14 protein-coding genes are annotated in these 18,996 nt (G+C 42.6%); 11 read left to right on the forward strand and 3 right to left on the reverse strand.

Annotated features, from left to right (window positions below; all coding sequences use genetic code 11):
* Positions 1–317 precede the first annotated feature (317 nt).
* The 4 genes from pgi (at position 318) to MHN30_RS04055 (ending at position 7,819) form a co-directional block, all read left to right on the forward strand.
* Complete coding sequence (pgi, locus tag MHN30_RS04040; RefSeq protein WP_130164400.1) at positions 318–1,964, forward strand: glucose-6-phosphate isomerase; 1,647 nt, start codon at positions 318–320, stop codon at positions 1,962–1,964.
* Between the two features lie 285 nt (positions 1,965–2,249).
* Positions 2,250–3,719: a glucose-6-phosphate dehydrogenase gene (gene zwf, locus MHN30_RS04045; RefSeq protein WP_039492296.1), complete on the forward strand. Its 1,470-nt coding sequence runs from the start codon at positions 2,250–2,252 to the stop codon at positions 3,717–3,719.
* On the forward strand, positions 3,719–4,429 hold the full coding sequence (pgl, locus tag MHN30_RS04050; RefSeq protein WP_239358516.1) for a 6-phosphogluconolactonase: 711 nt from the start codon (positions 3,719–3,721) through the stop codon (positions 4,427–4,429). Before zwf ends, pgl begins: the two co-directional genes overlap by 1 nt.
* Positions 4,430–5,188: 759 nt before the next feature.
* Positions 5,189–7,819: a TonB-dependent receptor gene (locus MHN30_RS04055; protein WP_130164397.1), complete on the forward strand. Its 2,631-nt coding sequence runs from the start codon at positions 5,189–5,191 to the stop codon at positions 7,817–7,819.
* A gap of 302 nt (positions 7,820–8,121) precedes the next feature.
* Here MHN30_RS04055 and MHN30_RS04060 read toward each other — a convergent pair whose 3' ends face one another.
* Positions 8,122–8,832: a DUF6445 family protein gene (locus MHN30_RS04060; RefSeq protein WP_130164396.1), complete on the reverse strand. Its 711-nt coding sequence runs from the start codon at positions 8,830–8,832 to the stop codon at positions 8,122–8,124.
* A 218-nt stretch (positions 8,833–9,050) separates the two neighbouring features.
* Between MHN30_RS04060 and MHN30_RS04065 the strand changes: the two genes are divergently transcribed.
* Positions 9,051–9,761 carry a SapC family protein gene (locus tag MHN30_RS04065; protein ID WP_010375531.1) on the forward strand — a complete coding sequence of 237 codons (711 nt, stop codon included), beginning with the start codon at positions 9,051–9,053 and terminating at the stop codon, positions 9,759–9,761.
* A 128-nt stretch (positions 9,762–9,889) separates the two neighbouring features.
* Here the strand turns inward: MHN30_RS04065 and MHN30_RS04070 are convergent, their stop codons facing one another.
* Positions 9,890–10,366, reverse strand: coding sequence for a hypothetical protein (locus tag MHN30_RS04070; protein WP_130164395.1), 477 nt, complete (start codon positions 10,364–10,366; stop codon positions 9,890–9,892).
* A gap of 253 nt (positions 10,367–10,619) precedes the next feature.
* Between MHN30_RS04070 and MHN30_RS04075 the strand changes: the two genes are divergently transcribed.
* The 5 genes from MHN30_RS04075 to MHN30_RS04095 all read left to right on the forward strand — a co-directional run bounded on the left by MHN30_RS04075 (position 10,620) and on the right by MHN30_RS04095 (position 16,974).
* Complete coding sequence (locus MHN30_RS04075; RefSeq protein WP_039492281.1) at positions 10,620–11,648, forward strand: isoaspartyl peptidase/L-asparaginase; 1,029 nt, start codon at positions 10,620–10,622, stop codon at positions 11,646–11,648.
* 85 nt (positions 11,649–11,733) lie between these two features.
* On the forward strand, positions 11,734–12,162 hold the full coding sequence (locus MHN30_RS04080; protein ID WP_010375537.1) for a CBS domain-containing protein: 429 nt from the start codon (positions 11,734–11,736) through the stop codon (positions 12,160–12,162).
* A 153-nt stretch (positions 12,163–12,315) separates the two neighbouring features.
* Positions 12,316–16,209, forward strand: a complete 3,894-nt coding sequence (gene hrpA, locus MHN30_RS04085; protein WP_239358525.1) for an ATP-dependent RNA helicase HrpA — start codon at positions 12,316–12,318, stop codon at positions 16,207–16,209.
* 81 nt (positions 16,210–16,290) lie between these two features.
* On the forward strand, positions 16,291–16,674 hold the full coding sequence (locus tag MHN30_RS04090; RefSeq protein WP_010375541.1) for a response regulator: 384 nt from the start codon (positions 16,291–16,293) through the stop codon (positions 16,672–16,674).
* A gap of 9 nt (positions 16,675–16,683) precedes the next feature.
* Entirely contained in the window at positions 16,684–16,974 is a 291-nt protein-coding gene (locus MHN30_RS04095; protein WP_045989067.1) for a PilZ domain-containing protein, read from the forward strand.
* A 60-nt stretch (positions 16,975–17,034) separates the two neighbouring features.
* On the opposite strand, the gene MHN30_RS04100 is transcribed toward MHN30_RS04095, so the two are convergent.
* Positions 17,035–18,225 (reverse strand): class I SAM-dependent methyltransferase, encoded by a 1,191-nt coding sequence (locus MHN30_RS04100; RefSeq protein ID WP_010375545.1) that lies wholly within the window; start codon positions 18,223–18,225, stop codon positions 17,035–17,037.
* Positions 18,226–18,352: 127 nt separating this feature from the next.
* On the opposite strand from MHN30_RS04100, the gene MHN30_RS04105 reads away from it, so the two are divergent.
* Positions 18,353–18,994, forward strand: a complete 642-nt coding sequence (locus tag MHN30_RS04105; protein WP_239358537.1) for an HD domain-containing protein — start codon at positions 18,353–18,355, stop codon at positions 18,992–18,994.
* Positions 18,995–18,996: the final 2 nt, after the last annotated feature.

Here is an 18,996-nt window from a genome sequence, read left to right on the forward strand (position 1 = left end):
TATGTATGCAGAAGCTAGCGCCCAATTTCTGAGATATTTAGCCGCTAAGGCGACCATCGGCTTAATAAAAGGATCATCTGTTTTTCTTAGTCTATCTAATAAGTACAGAATTTAGCACTACAATTCGCAGAAATAAATGAATGATACCGGTGTCAAAAATTTTATTTTAGGTTATTATTCGCAATGTAAAATTGAAAAGAAGCGATTTGACAGCGTTGTCATTTTGGCATAATGTGCTTGTTTAATAATGTTTCTTTGTTGTTACTACCTGAAAAGTAAGGTAACTAACAATCACTTACGTCTTAGGGGAATATGTAATGGGTGGTCGTGTAGATTTGGATAGTTGGCAAAAGCTCAGTGGTTCTGCGCAGCGAGTAGAGCAACAGCATTTAAAAACGATGTTTGCAAACGATGCACAAAGGTTTGAAAAGTTTTCTCGTCAAATCTCAGGTGTATTGTTCGACTTTTCCAAGCAACGCATTGATGACCAAACATTCTCTGAGATGATGCAGCTCGCAAAAGAGAGTGATATTGCGCTTTGGCGAGAAAAGATGTTCTCAGGTGAAAAAATAAATATCACTGAGGACCGAGCTGTTTTACATACAGCACTGCGTAACCGAGCTAATACACCTATTTATGTGGATGGTGTAAACGTTACTGAACAAGTCAATGCAGAATTAGAAAAACTACAAGCATTTAGTAACCGAGTTCGTTCAGGTGAGTGGCAAGGGTATACAGGCAAAGCTGTCAAAGATGTGGTTGCGATTGGCGTTGGCGGATCTAACTTAGGCCCGCAAATGGTAACTGATGCGCTTGCTGCGTATGCAGATGACACGCTAAACGTGCATTATGTTTCGAATGTTGACGGTGTACAGATTGCTTCAGTACTAAAAGGTTTGGACGCAGAAACAACCCTGTTTGTTGTGTCATCAAAAACTTTCACAACCTCTGAAACCATGACCAATGCAAAGACTGCCGTTGAGTGGTTTTTGAATGCTGCAAGCGATAGAGCGGCAATCGCCAAGCATTTTGTTGCAGTGAGCACCAACCTTGAGAAGACTAGAGCGTTTGGTATTAGCGATGACAACGTGTTTACGATGTGGGACTGGGTTGGCGGTCGTTTCTCGCTTTGGAGCGCGATAGGATTACCAATCGCACTTTATTTAGGCTTCGATAAGTTTGTCGAAGTACTTGAAGGTGCGTTTGAAATTGATGAGCACTTTAAAACGGCAAACAACGAAGACAATATTCCACTGTTGATGGCGTTACTCAGTGTTTGGAATACCAGCTTCTTGGGGTATCAAGCACAAGCGATTTTGCCTTATGATCAGGCGCTTCATATGCTGCCTGCGTATTTACAACAAGGTGAAATGGAAAGTAATGGTAAGCATGTTACTTTTGCAGGAGAGCAGGTAAACTATACGACTGTGCCAATTATTTGGGGCATGACAGGGATAAATGGCCAGCATGCTTTTTATCAGTGTTTACACCAAGGTAATGTGATTGTACCGGCTGATTTTATTGCTTCGATTGAACCGCAAAACAAAGTAGGCCAGCATCACGATATTTTACTGTCTAACTTCTTCGCGCAAACGGAAGCGATGATGGCGGGTGTAGATGCACAGCAGGTTCGTGAAGATTTAACGGCTAAAGGTAAGTCGGATGCGGAAATCGACAAGTTGATCCCGCATAAAATACACCAAGGTAACCGTCCAACCTCTTCATTTATCTTAGATAAGGTAGATGCAAAAGCTGTGGGCCGACTAATTGCCTTGTATGAACACAAAATTTTCTGCCAAGGTATTATTTTGGATGTGTGTTCATTTGACCAGTGGGGTGTTGAGCTTGGTAAAGGGCTTGCTTCAAATATTGAAGCCGAGCTAACGCAAGAAGGCGTTACTAACCCGCATGATAGCTCAACGGCGGGTCTAATCGCTTATTACAAGCAAAAGAGAACAAATTAATACTTCGAGTGGAACTGGAAGTAAACAGAATACCTTTGAACGGGTAGCGCTGGAGTACTTAGAACCTGTATTTTTGTGAGAGGAAATACAGGTTTCTAAGACTCATTTATACCAACTTACTTAATCTCTCAAATTGAGCAGGTCTTAAGTCGAATTGATATTACTAGTGCATTGCAATCGAAATCATCACCCGTTACACAATGAGTTTGGTAGGCTTTGGAGTGGCTCCAAATCAAATAAACACTGCGTGCTTGTAGTGCACGCCTAACCTAATGAGAGTGAATTATGCTTAATCCTTTTGACATCGTAATTTTTGGTGGGGGAGGCGATTTAGCACTTCGCAAACTCCTACCTGCCTTGTATCGTGCATATCAAGAAGGTAACTTACCTGAAGGCACTCGCATCTTACCGACCGTTCGTGAACAAAACAAACAACAAGAATTTATCGAAACGGCACATATCGCATTACAAACTCACCTTGGCAAAGGCGAATACAATAAGAAAGATTGGTCCGCATTTGAACAGTTTTTAGTGCCTGTGGTAGTCAACGTTACTGAAGAAGATGAACACTGGGATACGCTAAAGAATATTTTGGCTGATGGGGAAGATAAGTCTCGTGTATTCTACTTGTCACTTCCTCCAGCGGTTTATGGCCGTTGTTGTGAGCTATTGTCAATCAAAGGGCTAATCACTGAGCAATCACGTGTAGTTGTTGAAAAGCCTATTGGTTATTGCGGCAAATCTGCAGAAGAAATTAATGCCAAAATCGGTGAGTTCTTCTCGGAAGAGCAAGTATTCCGTATCGATCATTATCTAGGTAAAGAAACGGTTCAAAACCTGATGGCACTTAGATTCTCAAACGCACTGTTCGAGAATTTATGGGATGCTAAAGCCATAGATAATATTCAGATCAGTATCTCTGAAACAGTCGGTCTTGAAAGCAGAGCTGGCTTCTACGACAAAGCGGGCGCACTTCGTGATATGGTGCAAAATCACTTATTGCAACTACTTTGCTTGGTTGCCATGGAGTCACCACATAAACTTAATGCCAACAGCATTCGCACTGAAAAGCTTAAAGTATTAGAAGCGCTTAGACCGCTAATTGACTCAGATGTAGATAATAATGTTGTGCGTGGTCAATATGTGCCAGGCGACCTTGAAGGTAAGCTGGTACCTGGCTACCTAGAAGAGTTGGGTGAAGGGTCGAGTAAAACAGAAACATTTGTTGCTATTCGTGCTCACATTGATAACTGGCGTTGGTCTGGCGTGCCTTTCTATTTAAGAACAGGGAAGCGTATGAAAAAGCGTTGTGCTGAAATTGTGGTTGAGTACAAGCCTGTTTCTCACAATGTTTATGGTGATGCGGCGGGTCCAATTCAGCCAAACCGTCTGGTAATAAGATTACAACCTGAAGAAAGTATTCAGTTAACGCTAATGTCTAAGCGTCTAGATAACCTTGAAATGCAACTAGAGCCAGTGACGCTAAATATCTCATTGAGTGAAAAGTATAACAATGGCTATCATTCAGACGCATATAAGCGCTTAATGCTAGACGCCGCTGCAAATAACCCTGCTTTATTTATTCACCGTGACGAAGTGCGCCAAGCGTGGCAGTGGGTTGATCCAATCATTGAGCGTTGGCAGAGTAAAGGGGCTCCGTCACTTTATCGTGCTGGCTCTTGGGGTCCTGAAGACGCCGATGAACTGCTAGAAGAAAACAAACATGTTTGGTTCAACGCGGGAGAGCAAGCGTAATGGCACAGTTAACAGAAAGAAATTTCAGCTCCAAAGACGAGATGACAGCAGCGCTTGCAGAACTACTCCAATCAGGGCTTAGCCAAGGGATTGCACAAGATGGTGAAGCTGTGCTGTTAGTATCTGGTGGTTCATCACCGGCTCCAGCGTATCGTCACCTTTCTGGTGTTGAACTAGGCTGGGACAAAATTACGGTTGCTATGGTTGATGAACGTTGGGTCGAACCGGATCACGAAAAGTCTAACGAAGCATTTATCAAGTCGACATTACTGCAAGATAAAGCGGCAAATGCTCGATTTGTAACAATGAAGAATGCGGCTGTGTCAGCAGAAGAGGGCGCTGATTTATGTGAGTCTGCTTATGCAGCGTTGAAAAAGCCGTTCGATGTTACTATTTTGGGAATGGGACCTGATGGTCATACCGCCAGTTTATTCCCAAGTGCAAATGGCCTAGAACACGCGTTAACGACCACAAACACCGTGTGCGCAATTAATGCTCATCAAAGCGAAGTGACAGGTGAGATCACCGAGCGCATGAGTTTGTCTTTGGCAGGAATAGCTAATTCTAAGGCGGCTGTTTTATTGATCTCTGGTGATGAAAAAAAAGCGGTGTATGAAGCGGCAAAACAACCCGGCTCAGAGTATGAAGTACCACTGCGTGCAGTATTAAATCACCCTGATATTAATTTGACCGTATTCTGGTGCCCGTAACCCGAGTGCATCTACTAGAAATAGTAAAATGCAAGGCTGGCGTGATAGCTGGCCTTGTCTCGATATTATTTGAGTCAACTGATTGAATATCTCTGGACATTCAGCTCGGAGCGACAACACTTCTTACTTCTTACTTCTTACTTCTTACTTCTTACTTCTTACTTCTTACTTCTTACTTCTTACTTCTTACGAATAAAAGCAATAAATTTTTCCTATTCAAAGCATGACCCTGAGAAAATCAACAAGTCCCGTAATGGGGTATTCAAATTTGTGCAAAAGATAGTGATAGCTAACTCGCTAATTGTAGATTTTATAAGCCTTTGTCATAAAAAATTCTCTTAAAAGAACTAGACAGTACTTACAGATAAATCTATAATGACAGCGCTGTCATTGATATTGATTCTCATCTTTAGCTTCTGCCCAAGCTTGATGAGGGAATTGAATACACATCCCCTTGTGTGTATTCAGATAATTAAAACGTCCCTTTATTGAGACAATTCCATCTTAAAACCCTACAGCAGCAAAATTTTTTGTGCTATTCTCCAATCGTTTTTGTAACAAACCATATCTTGGCTATATTTAAGTTTATATTTATCAATAAGATATATATCTATATGAATATTTTTTGAATAACAGGCCAAAAAAATTGTAGCGAATATGTAATTTAGGGTGTATGGTTTGTTATTAGATGACAGCGTTGTCATCATCACTGGGCAGAAGTGATTTAAAAAACCAACAAAATGATTCAAGGGGAATCCTGTGTTAGCTAATAATTTCAAAAAAAGCTTACTTGCAGTTAACGTCAGCATCGCACTAGGTGCGGGCTTTTCAGGCGTTGTAGTTGCAGAAGAAAGTCAAAGCCAAAATCAAGTACAAGAAAACGTAGAAGTCATTGAAGTTCGTGGTATTCGCGCTTCAAATAAAGAAAACCTCAATGGTAAGCGTTTCGCAAATGCTGTCGTTGATGTTGTGACTGCTGAAGACGTTGGTAAATTCCCTGATGGTGACGTAGGTGAGTCACTAGCTCGAATTTCAGGGGTGAGTGTATCCCGCCAATTCGGTCAGGGCCAGCAAGTATCAATTCGTGGTGCGTCAGCACAATTGACACGTACTTTGCTCGATGGGCATTCTGTTGCTTCCACTAGTTGGTTTGACCAACAAGCGGTCGATCGCAGTTTCAACTATTCACTTTTACCTTCTGAGTTGGTTGGTGGTTTAGAGGTTTATAAGTCTTCTCAAGCGAATTTAGTGGAAGGTGGTATCGGTGGTACAGTAATTGTCAAGACACGTAAACCATTGGATTTGGATGCTAACACAGTATTTGCAAGCGTAAAGGCTGACTACGGTACGGTTTCTGAGGAAACGGATCCTGAATTTTCGGGACTTTACAGCTGGAAAAACGAAGATGAAAACTTCGGTATTCTTGTTTCTGGCGCACTTGCTGAAATTCAATATCAGCGAAATGGTATTGAATCATCGGGAGGTTGGTCTGGTGGTATGGCTCCCACTGTATTCCAGCAAGAAAGAGATCGCACGGCTATTAATGTAGCAATGCAATATAGACCGACAGACTCTTTATTATTTGGCCTAAATGTAACGAGTTTAGAATTAGGCGCCAATAATGCTAACTCACAAATAATCATCTTCCCTGGTGATGGTTCTTGCACAAAAACGAATGCTTCTGGTAACTGCACGTTCCGAGACATTGATGGAACTGCTACAGCGTTTTATCAATCTTGGGTTCGTAAAGCGAGTATGAAGTCAGATACTATTGACCTTGATTGGCAGTACGAGGCTGAGAACTTCACATTTAAAGGCCGTGTCGGTAATACTAGTGCGGATAGTGATGTAACAACAGCAAATTACGGTGAGTGGACGGTCAATGATAGTAGCGAATTAAATGGCACAGTTGACATGACCGGTGACATTACGCGATATAATCTGGCAAAACAGTCATTTGATTCAGGTATTTTACCTAGTGTGATCGGTCCACAGACTTGGGCTCCTGAATACAATCCAGACTCAGATGAAGAAACTTATCTAAATCTTGATTTTGACTTTCCAGTTGACTTCGGGTTAATTTCTGCGATAAAAACGGGTTTCCGTTACGCTGACCACAAAGTAGTACAGGATGGTAACGGTGCTAATGTTAATGTTGCACTTCGCCCTATGAGAAATGCATCTGAGTATTATCCTAGCACTATATCTGCTGGTGGTGGATTTATTATCCCGGAACCAAATATGGACCTTATGATTGCTGACTCCTTGGCAATGACAGAAGGCTATACACAAAGACCTCAAGCATATGGTACTGTTGAAGAAGAAAATATGGCCCTATATGCAATGGCTGAATTCAGCGGTGAGGGTGTCCGTGGTAATGTAGGCATACGCTATATTTCAACAGATATTGAGTCTGACTATTACGATTTAAGTGATACAGGTCAATATGATACTACTTTATCTACAGACAAAGCCGATTACAGTGAGTTTCTACCAAGCTTAAACTTGGTGATTGATGTTGCTGACGACATTATTCTTCGTACTTCAGCTGCTCAAGTTATTTCACGTCCTAACTATGCTGATCTGTTTGCAACACGAAGCTTGGCTGGCTATACAGATAACCGCCCATTAAATGAAGTCCTTCAGACGGGTAACGTAGGCCTAAGTCCATTCAAAGCATTCCAAGCTGACATAGGGCTTGAGTGGTACTTCAGTGCTGATGGTATGGTTAGCTTGACGTATTACACGAAAGATGTGAGTTCATTTATTTCGACACAGCAACAGGTTAACCAACAAATTGGTATTGATATTCCAGTTTATACAAATAATCCTGATGCAGGAGAGCCGCCGTGTGGTGCTGGTATCACAGATTGTTGGACTGTTAGCTCATCTACAAACGGTAGTGGTGGTTCGATAGAAGGTATTGAGTTCCAAATTCAAGACGCTTTTGAAAATGGCTTTGGTTATTCATTCAACTACACTTATGCGGATGCTGAAGCTCCTGCAGAAAATTACCCTGACAGAGTTGGTATTTTCTCAGATTCGTCAAAGAATACCTATAATTTAGTTGCTTTCTATGAGCAAGATAACTTCTCTGCTCGTCTAGCATATAACTGGCGCTCTGAGTTCATCATTCGTGAGGCTCCAGGATGGTATGGTAACCGTGAACATAAAGCATATGGACAGCTTGATTTCAGTGCTACGTACTCGGCTACAGATTATCTAGATGTTACTTTTGAAGCCATCAATTTAACTGAAGAAGATAGCGTTCAACTAGGTAACAATAATCCATCAACGACGTTGCCAAACCCTGACCTTCTTAATAACTTCCCTGTTTGGAGTTTTGAAGGTGAAGCACGCTATAAAGTTGGTGTAGCGGTACGTTTCTAAATAACTCAATGTCCCATCCTAAATGTGTAAACGCATTTTAGGACGGGACACGAAGATCAGAAAAAGCTCAACAAATCGTTGAGCTTTTTTTATTGGAAAAGGATTAGCAATTAACTCATGAGAGGAGGGGTTAATAATAAAACTTACTTATAATTCGGCCTATCAACCAATAACTTCTAATTGATCAAGAAAGAAGGTTACTATTTATATCCTATAAGAGAGTTTTAGCTTTACTGACATTGTTTCTAATATTTAGATAGGTGTTAACATCGATCTGCATTATGTTGAGAATATAAACTGATTTAGCGCACGCTCGCAAACGAAGAAATTGAGAGCCTTCCTATTTTTGGATCTTGATTACATCCAGACGCACAATTGATATTGGCACTATGTAATATGTTCCCTTGGTAGATAACTAGCCTATTAAACTTTGGTTCTATTTTCAGTACGCGCTCAAACACACTTGTTGTTTCATTTAGGTAACCAGAGTGCTCATGTGGACTTTCTGCTGCTTTCATTAACATCTCTGATAATACTCCTTTATCTTTTTCCCTAAACTCTACAAGGTTTTCAGGTATAAAACGATAGATACTTGTACCTCCCAAGTTGGTTGTGGATAGGTAGTGTACAAAAGCAAAGTCTCTGTCATCAAATGAATCAATATGCGGAACTTTTTGGTCTAAAATAAGCGCATCAGGCTGGCAAGTGATGAGTGATAATAAGCATTTATGAAAAGTAACTGATTGATACTCACTTCTAGAAATGCGCGGAAGCATGTAATCCTTAAAAAATGATGCTAGTAGCCTCATATACGGTTCAGGCATATGGTCTCTTTTTCCCGGGTAGAAGGAATTATCAGAAAACATGGGGTGGTAGTAGGCTACCTTATGCGCAAAATTTAACACGCTCGCAGTATCCAATAAGAAGTCATCAACGACATAGACACTGATATCTGTATTAGGGACGATTAACACGCTAATTTTTAAGGAAGGGTTGAGCTTGAGGTTTTGCATTGTTTTTTACTGTTAAACTATACATAGACTACTATTAAGCAAATGTACGTAATTATGACAGCGCTATCAACTCTTTGATGCGAAATAAGCTAAGTTCTTCATTGAAGTTTTTATCTAAACTACCTTAAAAAATATTTAACTTCCAATTTGCCCGGAAAACCGCTAGCCTTAGGGGCAATAAATAAAGTAACAAATACGTAAAATAATGGAGCAGTATTATGGCGGAACAACAAGTGCAGCCTTTACACAACGAAAAGCACGCTAATATCAAAGTAAAAAATGGCGTGAACGTTGATTTCCTTAAAACTCAGCACTTAATGCCTGTAGTGGCGCATGAGTTTGCGCGTGTAGCGACAGAATTCCCAATGGCGTTTGTTAAAAACACTGAGTCAGGTCAATTTCAAGCGGTTGCTATGTTTGGTCTTCAGCCTGGTGAAAACCTATTTGTTGATGGTGATAAGTGGACTGGCAGCTTTGTGCCAATGGCCGCTGCACGTTACCCGTTTGGTTTGGTTAAGCACCCAGAGCAAGATCAGTTTGGTATTGTTATTGATGAAGCAAGTCCGCTAGTTGGTGAAGAAGAAGGCAATGCGCTTTTCGAAGACGGTAAAGAAACTGAATACCTAGGTCGTCGTAAAGAAGCGTTAGTTAGCTATGTTGAGTTTGCTCGCGTAACTGAAGCGTTTACTCAGTATCTTGCTGACAAAGAGCTTCTAGTTCAACAAACGCTAACGGTAGAAATCCGTGGTGAGAAAAAAGACATCAACGGTATCTACCTTGTGGATGAGCGTAAGCTAAACGAATTAGGTGACGAAGATTTCCTAGAGCTACGTAAACGTGGCTATTTAGCACCGATCTTCGCATTCTTAACTTCTACGCATCAAGTTGCGCGCCTTGCACGTATGAAGGCACAGCGCGAAGCGAGCTAATCGCTTTTAGATATAAAACGATTCGATAGAAGCGCTTCCAGAGGAAGCGCTTTTTTTGTGCATGCTATTTTATAACTGCTACACCAATTTGCTCCTTCAAATTGAGCAAGTATTAAGGCAAATTGGTATTACTTAGCGTTTGGAATAGGGCAGTATGAACCGCCACGAGGGATCCAAACCGAGCGTGTTTCCCAACGACAGTTATAAGCTACTCGGTGTTCTTCTTGTTGAGTTGAGTAGGTATTGTGTTGATGTATATATTGACCTCGGGGATGATAACCATGAGGATCAGGAATAGTCCAACCTCCGGGGCAGCTTTGTGTCGCGAGTACGGTTTTAGTTTCCCATAAAGTGTAAGGACCGTAAGGTTCACCGTACATTAATTTGTAGTGGCAAGTCTTATAACTCACATCAACGAGCTCTGTACGGTAGTCACATACCCACACACGTCGCTCATCCCAGTAGCCACCGCAGTCAACATTGTTTACTTGGGTGTCATAAAAAGTGTTGTAATCAATAACTTTAATTTGCTCTTGAGTAGACGCGGCTTGAGCAGTACCAAGCAGTAGTGTGCTAAAAGCTGCAATTTTTAGAATGTTTTTCATATCGATTCCTGTCGAATTTCGTTATTTTATTACTTTGAGTTATTTCAAAGTAATAAATATGTTTCCATTTTGTGGTCGAAATAACAACCATGAATTGATTGAAAAACATTCAAATTTGCTGTTGTGTCTTGCTGCTCATGAGTTTCTTTCAACCACACTGTAAATAGGTTAGCTTGACAATTTTAACGCGAAAGCTTGCATCGTTCTAAAATTCACCTCATGCTGAAGTTTAACAACGAACCAAGGTATAAAAATGAAAAAAATCTCTTTGTTAGCAGCCTTATTAGCCTTGTCGGCGACAGCTGCTGTCGCTGACGAGAAAGCGCCACCGTTTGCGATCGCCATTCATGGAGGAGCTGGTACGATTGAGCGCAGTAACTTCACACCAGAAAAAGAAAAACAATACAAAGCTAAATTAAAAGAAGCCGTTGAAGCGGGGTATAAGGTACTAGAACAAGGTGGTGAAAGTCTTGATGCAGTGACGGCTGCCATTAATATTCTTGAAGACTCGCCTTTTTTTAACGCTGGTAAGGGGGCCGTGTATACTTATGATGAAGGGCATGAGCTAGATGCGTCAATCATGGATGGTCGTAATCGCCAAGCGGGCGCTGTGGCGGGGGTGAAGCACATTAAAAACCCGATCAACCTGGCAAAAGAAGTGATGCAGCATTCAGTACATGTCATGCTAAGTGGTGAAGGTGCGGAAGACTTTGCTAAGAAACGCGGTTTTACGTTAGTGGAAAACAGCTATTTTGACACCGATGCTCGCTATCAATCGCTCCTAAAGGCGAAAAAGCGATTGCAGATGAAAGAAGCGGCGACCAAAGACTATCAGGCGGCACACCAACAATTAGAGAGCCAGTATAAGATGGGAACTGTGGGGGCTGTCGCACTCGATAAGCAGGGGAATTTAGCGGCTGGAACGTCAACTGGTGGCATGACGGCGAAACGCTTCGGACGGATAGGTGACTCACCGGTGATTGGTGCGGGCACATTTGCGGATAACCGCTCTTGTGCTGTTTCAGCAACGGGACATGGCGAGTATTTTATTCGATATAATGTCGCAGCTGATATTTGTGCTCGTGTCGCTTATCAAAACAAGTCGATTGAAAAAGCGGGGCAAGAAGTGATTTTTGATACGCTTTATCCAATTGGTGGCACGGGAGGGGTGATCATAGTTGACCCTAAAGGAAATATTAGCATGCCATTTAATACCGCTGGAATGTATCGTGCGAGCAAGTCGTCAACAACACCGACCTATGTTGGTATTTATAGCGAGTAAAACAATATTTCGTTGAGATTAAGCAAGTTCTTTAAACGCCAGCTACTATTATCATGATAGCTGGCGTTTTTAATGGAGATGAGCAATGCAATCAATAAAAGTAGCAGACTACTTAAATCATCGCCCCGTAACATTCAAACAGGACATGCGCGTAGAATCAGCTGTAGAAAAGCTGCTACAAAGCGGCCAGTCGGGCGGGCCGGTTATAGACGAAGCAAGGCGGGTTATTGGGTTTTTATCTGAGCAGGATTGTCTCAAAAAAATGTTAGAGGCGACCTATCAAAATGAGTCTCATAGCGTGGTGTCCGATGTGATGACAAAAGAGCCTCTGTGTGTAAAACGCGAAGACAGCATAGTGCAAATGGCAGATTTGATGATTTGCAATAAGCCCAAAGTGTACCCGGTAGTTGACGATGAAGGGCGCTTACTTGGGGTTATTAGTCGTGCAAACGTGTTATTAGCATTGGATAAGCATTTACATGATGCTTATGTCTCTGGTCACCGCTACGTATAAAGTGATGAAATTTACGAGCTGTTAAGTTAACCCGAGAGGAGCTGCCTTGAGAATAACAGCAAAAATCTCAATTCCTAACCAAATTTAGTTGGGTTCGTCTAATCTGATTTGATAAACTACACGGCGTTTTATGTAATCACAAGGTGTCGTGTAGTGCAGGTTGACTCGCTGTTCAAAGAGCTAAATTCATGTCTTAAAAAGGATCACTTCATCCTCAAAAAGCGCCTCCATGGTGCGAAAAAAATTACCGATCAAGAAAAGCAAAAGCAGGTAGTCGCAAAAGTAGCGGCTGCAATAGCAAAAAGCCAAGAATTAAAGGTAACAAGAAGTGCCAATATTCCAGCAGTAGAGTATCCTGAGCAACTACCCGTCAGCCAGAAAAAAGACGACATCAAAGCAGCCATTGCGAATAATCAGGTGGTTATTGTTGCCGGCGAAACAGGCTCGGGGAAGACCACGCAGCTGCCTAAAATTTGTTTAGAGCTTGGTCGAGGTGTGGATGGCTATATTGGTCATACACAACCAAGAAGACTAGCGGCAAGAAGCGTATCTAACCGTATCGCAGAGGAAATTGGTTGCGAGATGGGGCAAGAAGTTGGATTTAAAATTCGCTTCTCAGATCAAGTCTCTGACAATACATACGTAAAACTGATGACCGACGGTATTTTGCTTTCGGAAATTCAACAAGACAGATTCCTCAACCAGTACGACACAATCATCATTGATGAAGCGCACGAGCGTAGTCTGAATATTGATTTTATTTTGGGTTATTTAAAGCAGCTGTTGCCGAAGCGTCCAGATCTTAAAGTGATTATTACCTCAGCAACCATTGACCCAGAGCGTTTTTCCAAACATTTTAGTGACGCACCTATTATTGAAGTGTCAGGGCGAACTTATCCAGTAGAAGTGAGATATCGTCCAGTTGAAGATGTAGACTCACAAAATGGCGAAGCAGAAAATGACCAGTTGCAGGGCATTTTTGATGCGGTTGATGAGCTTTGTGCCGAAGGACCTGGGGATATTTTGGTATTTATGAACGGTGAGCGTGAAATTCGTGACACCGCTGATGCGCTGGCAAAACGCAATTTAAAAGGCGTTGAGATTTTACCTTTGTATGCGCGCCTGTCTAATGCCGAACAAAATCGCATTTTTGCGCCCCATAGCCAACGGCGCATCGTATTGTCTACAAACGTTGCAGAAACGTCATTGACCGTACCAGGTATTCGCTATGTTATCGACCCAGGTACTGCGAGAATAAGCCGCTACAGTTATCGAACCAAAGTGCAACGCTTACCGATTGAAGCGGTATCACAAGCCAGTGCAAACCAACGTAAAGGTCGATGTGGGCGTGTGGCATCCGGTATTTGTATTCGCTTATATTCTGAAGACGACTTTTTAGGGCGTCCTGAGTTTACCGACCCTGAAATTCTAAGAACCAATTTAGCTTCGGTTATTTTGCAAATGCTCGCACTTGGACTTGGTGATATAAGTCAATTCCCATTTGTACAAGCGCCTGATAGCCGTAATATCAAAGATGGTATGTCGTTACTTGAAGAGTTGGAGGCGATAGTTCCTGCTCAGCGCAGAGAAAAAGCCAAGCTCACAGAGTCAGGTCGTAAACTAAGTCGCTTACCCATAGACCCAAGGCTTGCCAAGATGGTGATGTCAGGGGCACAAAACAACGCGCTTTGGGAAGCGATAGTGATCACTGCGGCACTGTCTATTCAAGACCCAAGAGAGCGTCCTCAAGACAAACGTGCAGCAGCTGACGAAAAACACAATCGCTTTGAGTGCGAACACTCTGACTTTGTTGCATATCTAAACCTATGGAATTATATCGAAGCGCAGCAGCAAGCACTAACGCGCAACCAGTTTAGAAAACAATGCCAAAAAGACTTTTTGGCCTATATGCGCGTACGTGAGTGGCAAGATATTGTATATCAGCTGACCACGGTATGTGAGGAGCTCGGCTTTAAAATAAATAGCAGTCCTGCAAGTGATGAGGCTGTCCATCAATCATTGCTAAGCGGTATGCTTAGCCATATTGGTGTGAAGGACGAAAAGCAAAAGCAAGTTTTTAAAGGCGCACGTAACAGCCAATTTCATATTTTCCCCGGTTCAACACTGTTTAAGAAAAGCCCTAAGTGGCTGATGTCTGCGGAGCTTGTGGAAACCAGTAAACTTTATGCTCGGGTTAATGCCAAGATCGATGTAAATTGGATTGCACCGCTCGCCAAGCATTTAGTTAATAGCAGCTATAGCGAGCCGCATTGGGAAAAAAAGGCTGGGGCGGTTATCGCATTTGAACAACAAACCTTATACGGCTTGATCATCATTGGCCGCAAACGCACGGTGTATAGCGATATTGATCCTGTGGTTAGCCGAGAGATATTTATTCGTGAAGCGTTAGCAAACGGTCAACTTGGCCAGAGCGAAGGTTTTTTAAGCGCAAACCAAAAATTGGTTGAAGAAGTGCAGGCGCTTGAAGATAAAGCGAGGCGTCGCGATATCCTAGTTGACGAAGAAGATGTGGTTGCGTTTTATAACGATCGAATTCCACAAGACGTAAATAATCGTGCTGCGTTTAGTAAATGGTGGCGTTTACAAAAGCAAAAAGACAAACGCTTTTTGCATATGACGCGCGATTTGCTAATGAAGCATGACGCCGAACATATCACGGATATCCATTACCCTGATACGTGGCAGCAAGGGCATTTGATCTTGCCTCTCAGTTATCACTTTGACCCAGGCCAAGCACTAGACGGCGTGGTGGTCAATATTCCTTTGGCACTGTTAAACCAAGTTCAAGATGAAGGTTTTGATTGGCATATCCCTGCGCTCAGACATGAGCTGGTTTGTGGGCTTATTAAGTCACTGCCGAAGACCTTAAGACGTAATTTTGTGCCAGCACCAAATTATGCCGATGCTGTGCTTGCCGCCGTTGAGGTAATGCAAGGCTCATTTATAGAAGCGGTGGCCAACCGTTTACTCAGAATGACAGGTGTCAAAGTCGCCGAGTCAGATTGGGATGTTAGTTCACTTGAGCCTTACTTAAAAATGCAATTTCAGGTAGTCGATGACAAAGGTAAGGTGATAGCCCATGGCTTTGATTTATTGGCACTTAAAGCAAAGTTGCAAGGGCAAGTGACCGAGACGCTTTCGCAAGTGGCAGAGCAAGGGATCGAGCAGACGGACATTCAGCAGTGGGATTTTGGCGAGCTGCCAGAGCAATATACTAAAAAGCAAGGCAATTATGAGATTAAGGCTTTCCCTGCATTAGTCGATAAAAAGCAAAGTACTGCTATAGAACTGTTTGATAACGAAATAAAAGCCCAAGCGGCGCATCAAGCAGGATTGCGCCGTCTTGTGCTACTTAATGTTCCTTCGCCCGTTAAATACCTGCAACAGCACTTACCAAATAAGGCTAAGTTAGGATTGTACTTTAACCCCTTTGGTAAAGTGCACGATTTAGTTGATGACTGTACGCAAGCTGGGGTTGATAAGTTGCTGCGTGCATTTGGCGAGATCAGGGATGACGTCGCGTTTGAAAAAGCCAAAGAGCACATTCGAGCTGAGCTAGGTGACACTGTAGTTGAAATTGCGAAGCAAGTTGAGGCTGTGCTTAGTATTGCCCACAGTATTAACAAGCGTATGAAAGGCAGAGTGGATCTCACGATGATCACCGCGCACGGCGACATAAAATCTCAGTTATCCGGTCTTATCTTTAAAGGCTTTGTCACCGCTCATGGTGCTGACAAAATCTCTGATATTTTACGCTACATGAAAGCGATTGAAAAAAGGCTTGAAAAACTTGCGGTAGATCCAAACAGAGATAGGCTGTGTGTACTAGAATTGGAAAAAGTTGCTGCGGCCTATCAAGACAAGTTAGCAAAAATTCCTTCTGGATTACCTATACCAGAGTCGCTTATAAATATTTTTTGGATGCAACAGGAACTTCGCGTGTCTTTGTTTGCTCAAACATTAGGAACAGCTTATCCGATTTCGGCTAAACGCGTTCTGAATTCGATAAAAGAGTGCGAAATATAAACTTGCATTTTAGAGTACGACAGTTACTTTATTATATGAGGAAGTAAAGTTTTGGATTGTGAGAAGGAAGCGGCATTGAATATGTCCACACGAGAGAAAAGGAAAAATGCACCGCATCTGCTAGTGGTCGACGACGAGTATTTTAACTATGAAATGCTCGAAGTAGCGCTGTCAGGGGCGTTTGAGCTGAGCTATGCAAACTCGGGCACGAGTTGCTTGTCTAATGCGATTGCTGATCCTCCAGATGCTATTTTGCTTGATGTGTGTATGCCGGGCCTTGACGGTTATGACACCTGTCGAATGTTGAAAAATACACCAGAGACGAAGGACATTCCTGTATTAATGGTATCTGGTTTAGAGTCCGAAAAAGAACAAAAAGCGGGATTCGATGCCGGCTGCGATGCCTATGTGGTAAAGCCATTTTCAATGCAATCGCTATTAGAAAAAATAAAATCAATGGTGTAGGAGCATTATATGATCAATGAAGATAAACGCCGTTTTATGCGTATGTCGGTGGATGCAGTAGCAAAATTAACCGAGCTTGAGTCGGGTAAAGTGCACCAAGGAGTTTGTCACGATTTAAGCGCCACAGGGTTGTCGGTGACGGTAAACGACCCAATTGAAGCAAATTCAACCGTTGACATTTTCATTGATTCCAGTGGCGATATGATCCAGCCACTTAGTGCTCATGCAACCGTGATCCGTTGTAGTCAAGAGCAGGACGAGCAGTGGATTGTAGGGCTTGAAATCACCAAGTTTAATTAGATTACCTAAGCCCTAAAGGTGGTATTGAAGTTTCCTCCGATACCACTGTAAATTGCTAAATCAATAGACCTTACAAATAAGGCCTTTCAGGTAGAAGCCTTCTGGATAATTGCCTGCAATAGGGTGGTCGGCGGCTTGATTTAATCTTTCCATAATCAACAATTCTTTACCGGCATCGAGCGCAGCGTCTGCAACGACTTTCTGGAACAGGTTTTGTTCCATAAGGCCAGAACATGAGAAGGTGAGTAATGTGCCACCTGGCTTTAATATCTGCATGGCAATCATATTGATATCTTTATAGCCGCGACAAGCACCGTTAAGCTGCGCCTTACTTTCTGCAAACTTTGGCGGATCCATCACGATAGTATCGAATTGACGACCCTCATCACGATATTGTCTTAGTAGTTTGAACACGTCTTGCTTAACAAACTCAGCCTTCGATAAGTCTAGTTCATTATGTTCTACATTGCGTTTAGCTGTGTCGAGTGCTGGCTGCGAAACGTCAACGTTGATTACTTTACTACAGCCACCGCGCAGCGCATAAAGGCCAAATGTACCGGTGTAGCAGAAGCAGTTAAGCACTTCTTTATCTTTTACAAAGCGTTCTAACGCGGCTCGACTGTCGCGTTGATCTAGATAAAAGCCAGTTTTATGGCCGCCGATGATATCGACTTCAATCTTTAAACCATTTTCGCTTATAAGGACTGGTGCGGTTGGTGCGTCGCCTGCAAGCGGTCCGGTAATTTTATCAAGGCCTTCTTTTTTGCGCACATCAACATCTGAGCGCTCGTAAACATGACAATCAGGAAATAGTGATTGCAATGCCATTACTATTTCGCCCTTGTGGCGCTCGGCACCAGCGCTTAGCAACTGACAAACCAAGTAGTTATCAAACTTATCAATTGTTACACCTGGCAGCCCATCTGACTCTGCGGCACACAATCTAAAGCCAGTTAAACCACCTTCAGCGATAACATATTCTCTGGCTGCGAGTGCACGTGCGAGTTTTTGCTCAAAAAACGCTTGGTCGATATGTTGTGATTCATCAAACGTCCAAATTCTGGCTCGGATCTGAGAGTCTGGACTGTAAGCGGCTGTCGCGAGGTATTTACCCTCATTGCTGTAAATCTTAACGGTATCGCCAAGGGCGGGTTTACCTTTTACTTTTTTAATGGCCTTTGAGAAAACCCAAGGGTGTTTTCTGTTAAGGGATTTTTCTCTGCCTGGTTGCAGATATAGCGCGCAAGTCATATATTTTCTCTAATCTTTCCTGATAGCTGCCATTTTAGTGAAGGGTGTGGCAACATACAATCAGTAATGCCTTTCCCGCTGAATTTGTGTGGGTTTATTTGTCAGATATTAATAAAAGTTGAGCTTAATGACGTTACAAATGCATGAATTAGAAAAAGCATGTGAAGAGTTTATGCTGTCGACTCCATGTGCAGATACCGCCCATGATTTGTCTCATATCAAGCGTGTAGTTAAAGTCGCAAAGTCGCTTTGCGAAGCTGAGGGGGCGGATCCTGCTGTGGTGATCCCTGCCGCTTGGTTACATGATTGTGTTGCCGTAGCAAAAAATCATCCAGATAGGCCGCTGGCGTCTAAATTAGCTGCAGATAAGGCGGTTGCCTTCCTAACAGAGTTGAAGTACGACACGGATAAACTTGAGGCTATTCACCACGCCATTGTTGCACACAGCTTTAGCGCCGGTGTCACACCCACGACATTAGAAGCCAAAATTGTCCAAGATGCAGACAGAATGGATGCGTTAGGGGCGATAGGTGTTAGCCGCTGTATGAAAGTAGGTGGGGCGATAGCGCGTAATCTTTACAATGTAGAAGACCCTTTTTGTGAGCACAGAAAAGCTGACGATACCAAATATACCTTAGATCACTTCTTCATTAAGCTGCTGCATATTAAAGATAACATGCATACCACCGCAGCCCGTGAGCAAGCCCAAGCCCGCACCCAATATATGCTGGATTTTTTAGAACAACTGAAATCAGAAATCGCGGATTGAAA

The organism is Pseudoalteromonas sp. OF7H-1, from assembly GCF_022347825.1.
In the GTDB taxonomy this organism is placed as follows: domain Bacteria; phylum Pseudomonadota; class Gammaproteobacteria; order Enterobacterales; family Alteromonadaceae; genus Pseudoalteromonas; species Pseudoalteromonas maricaloris.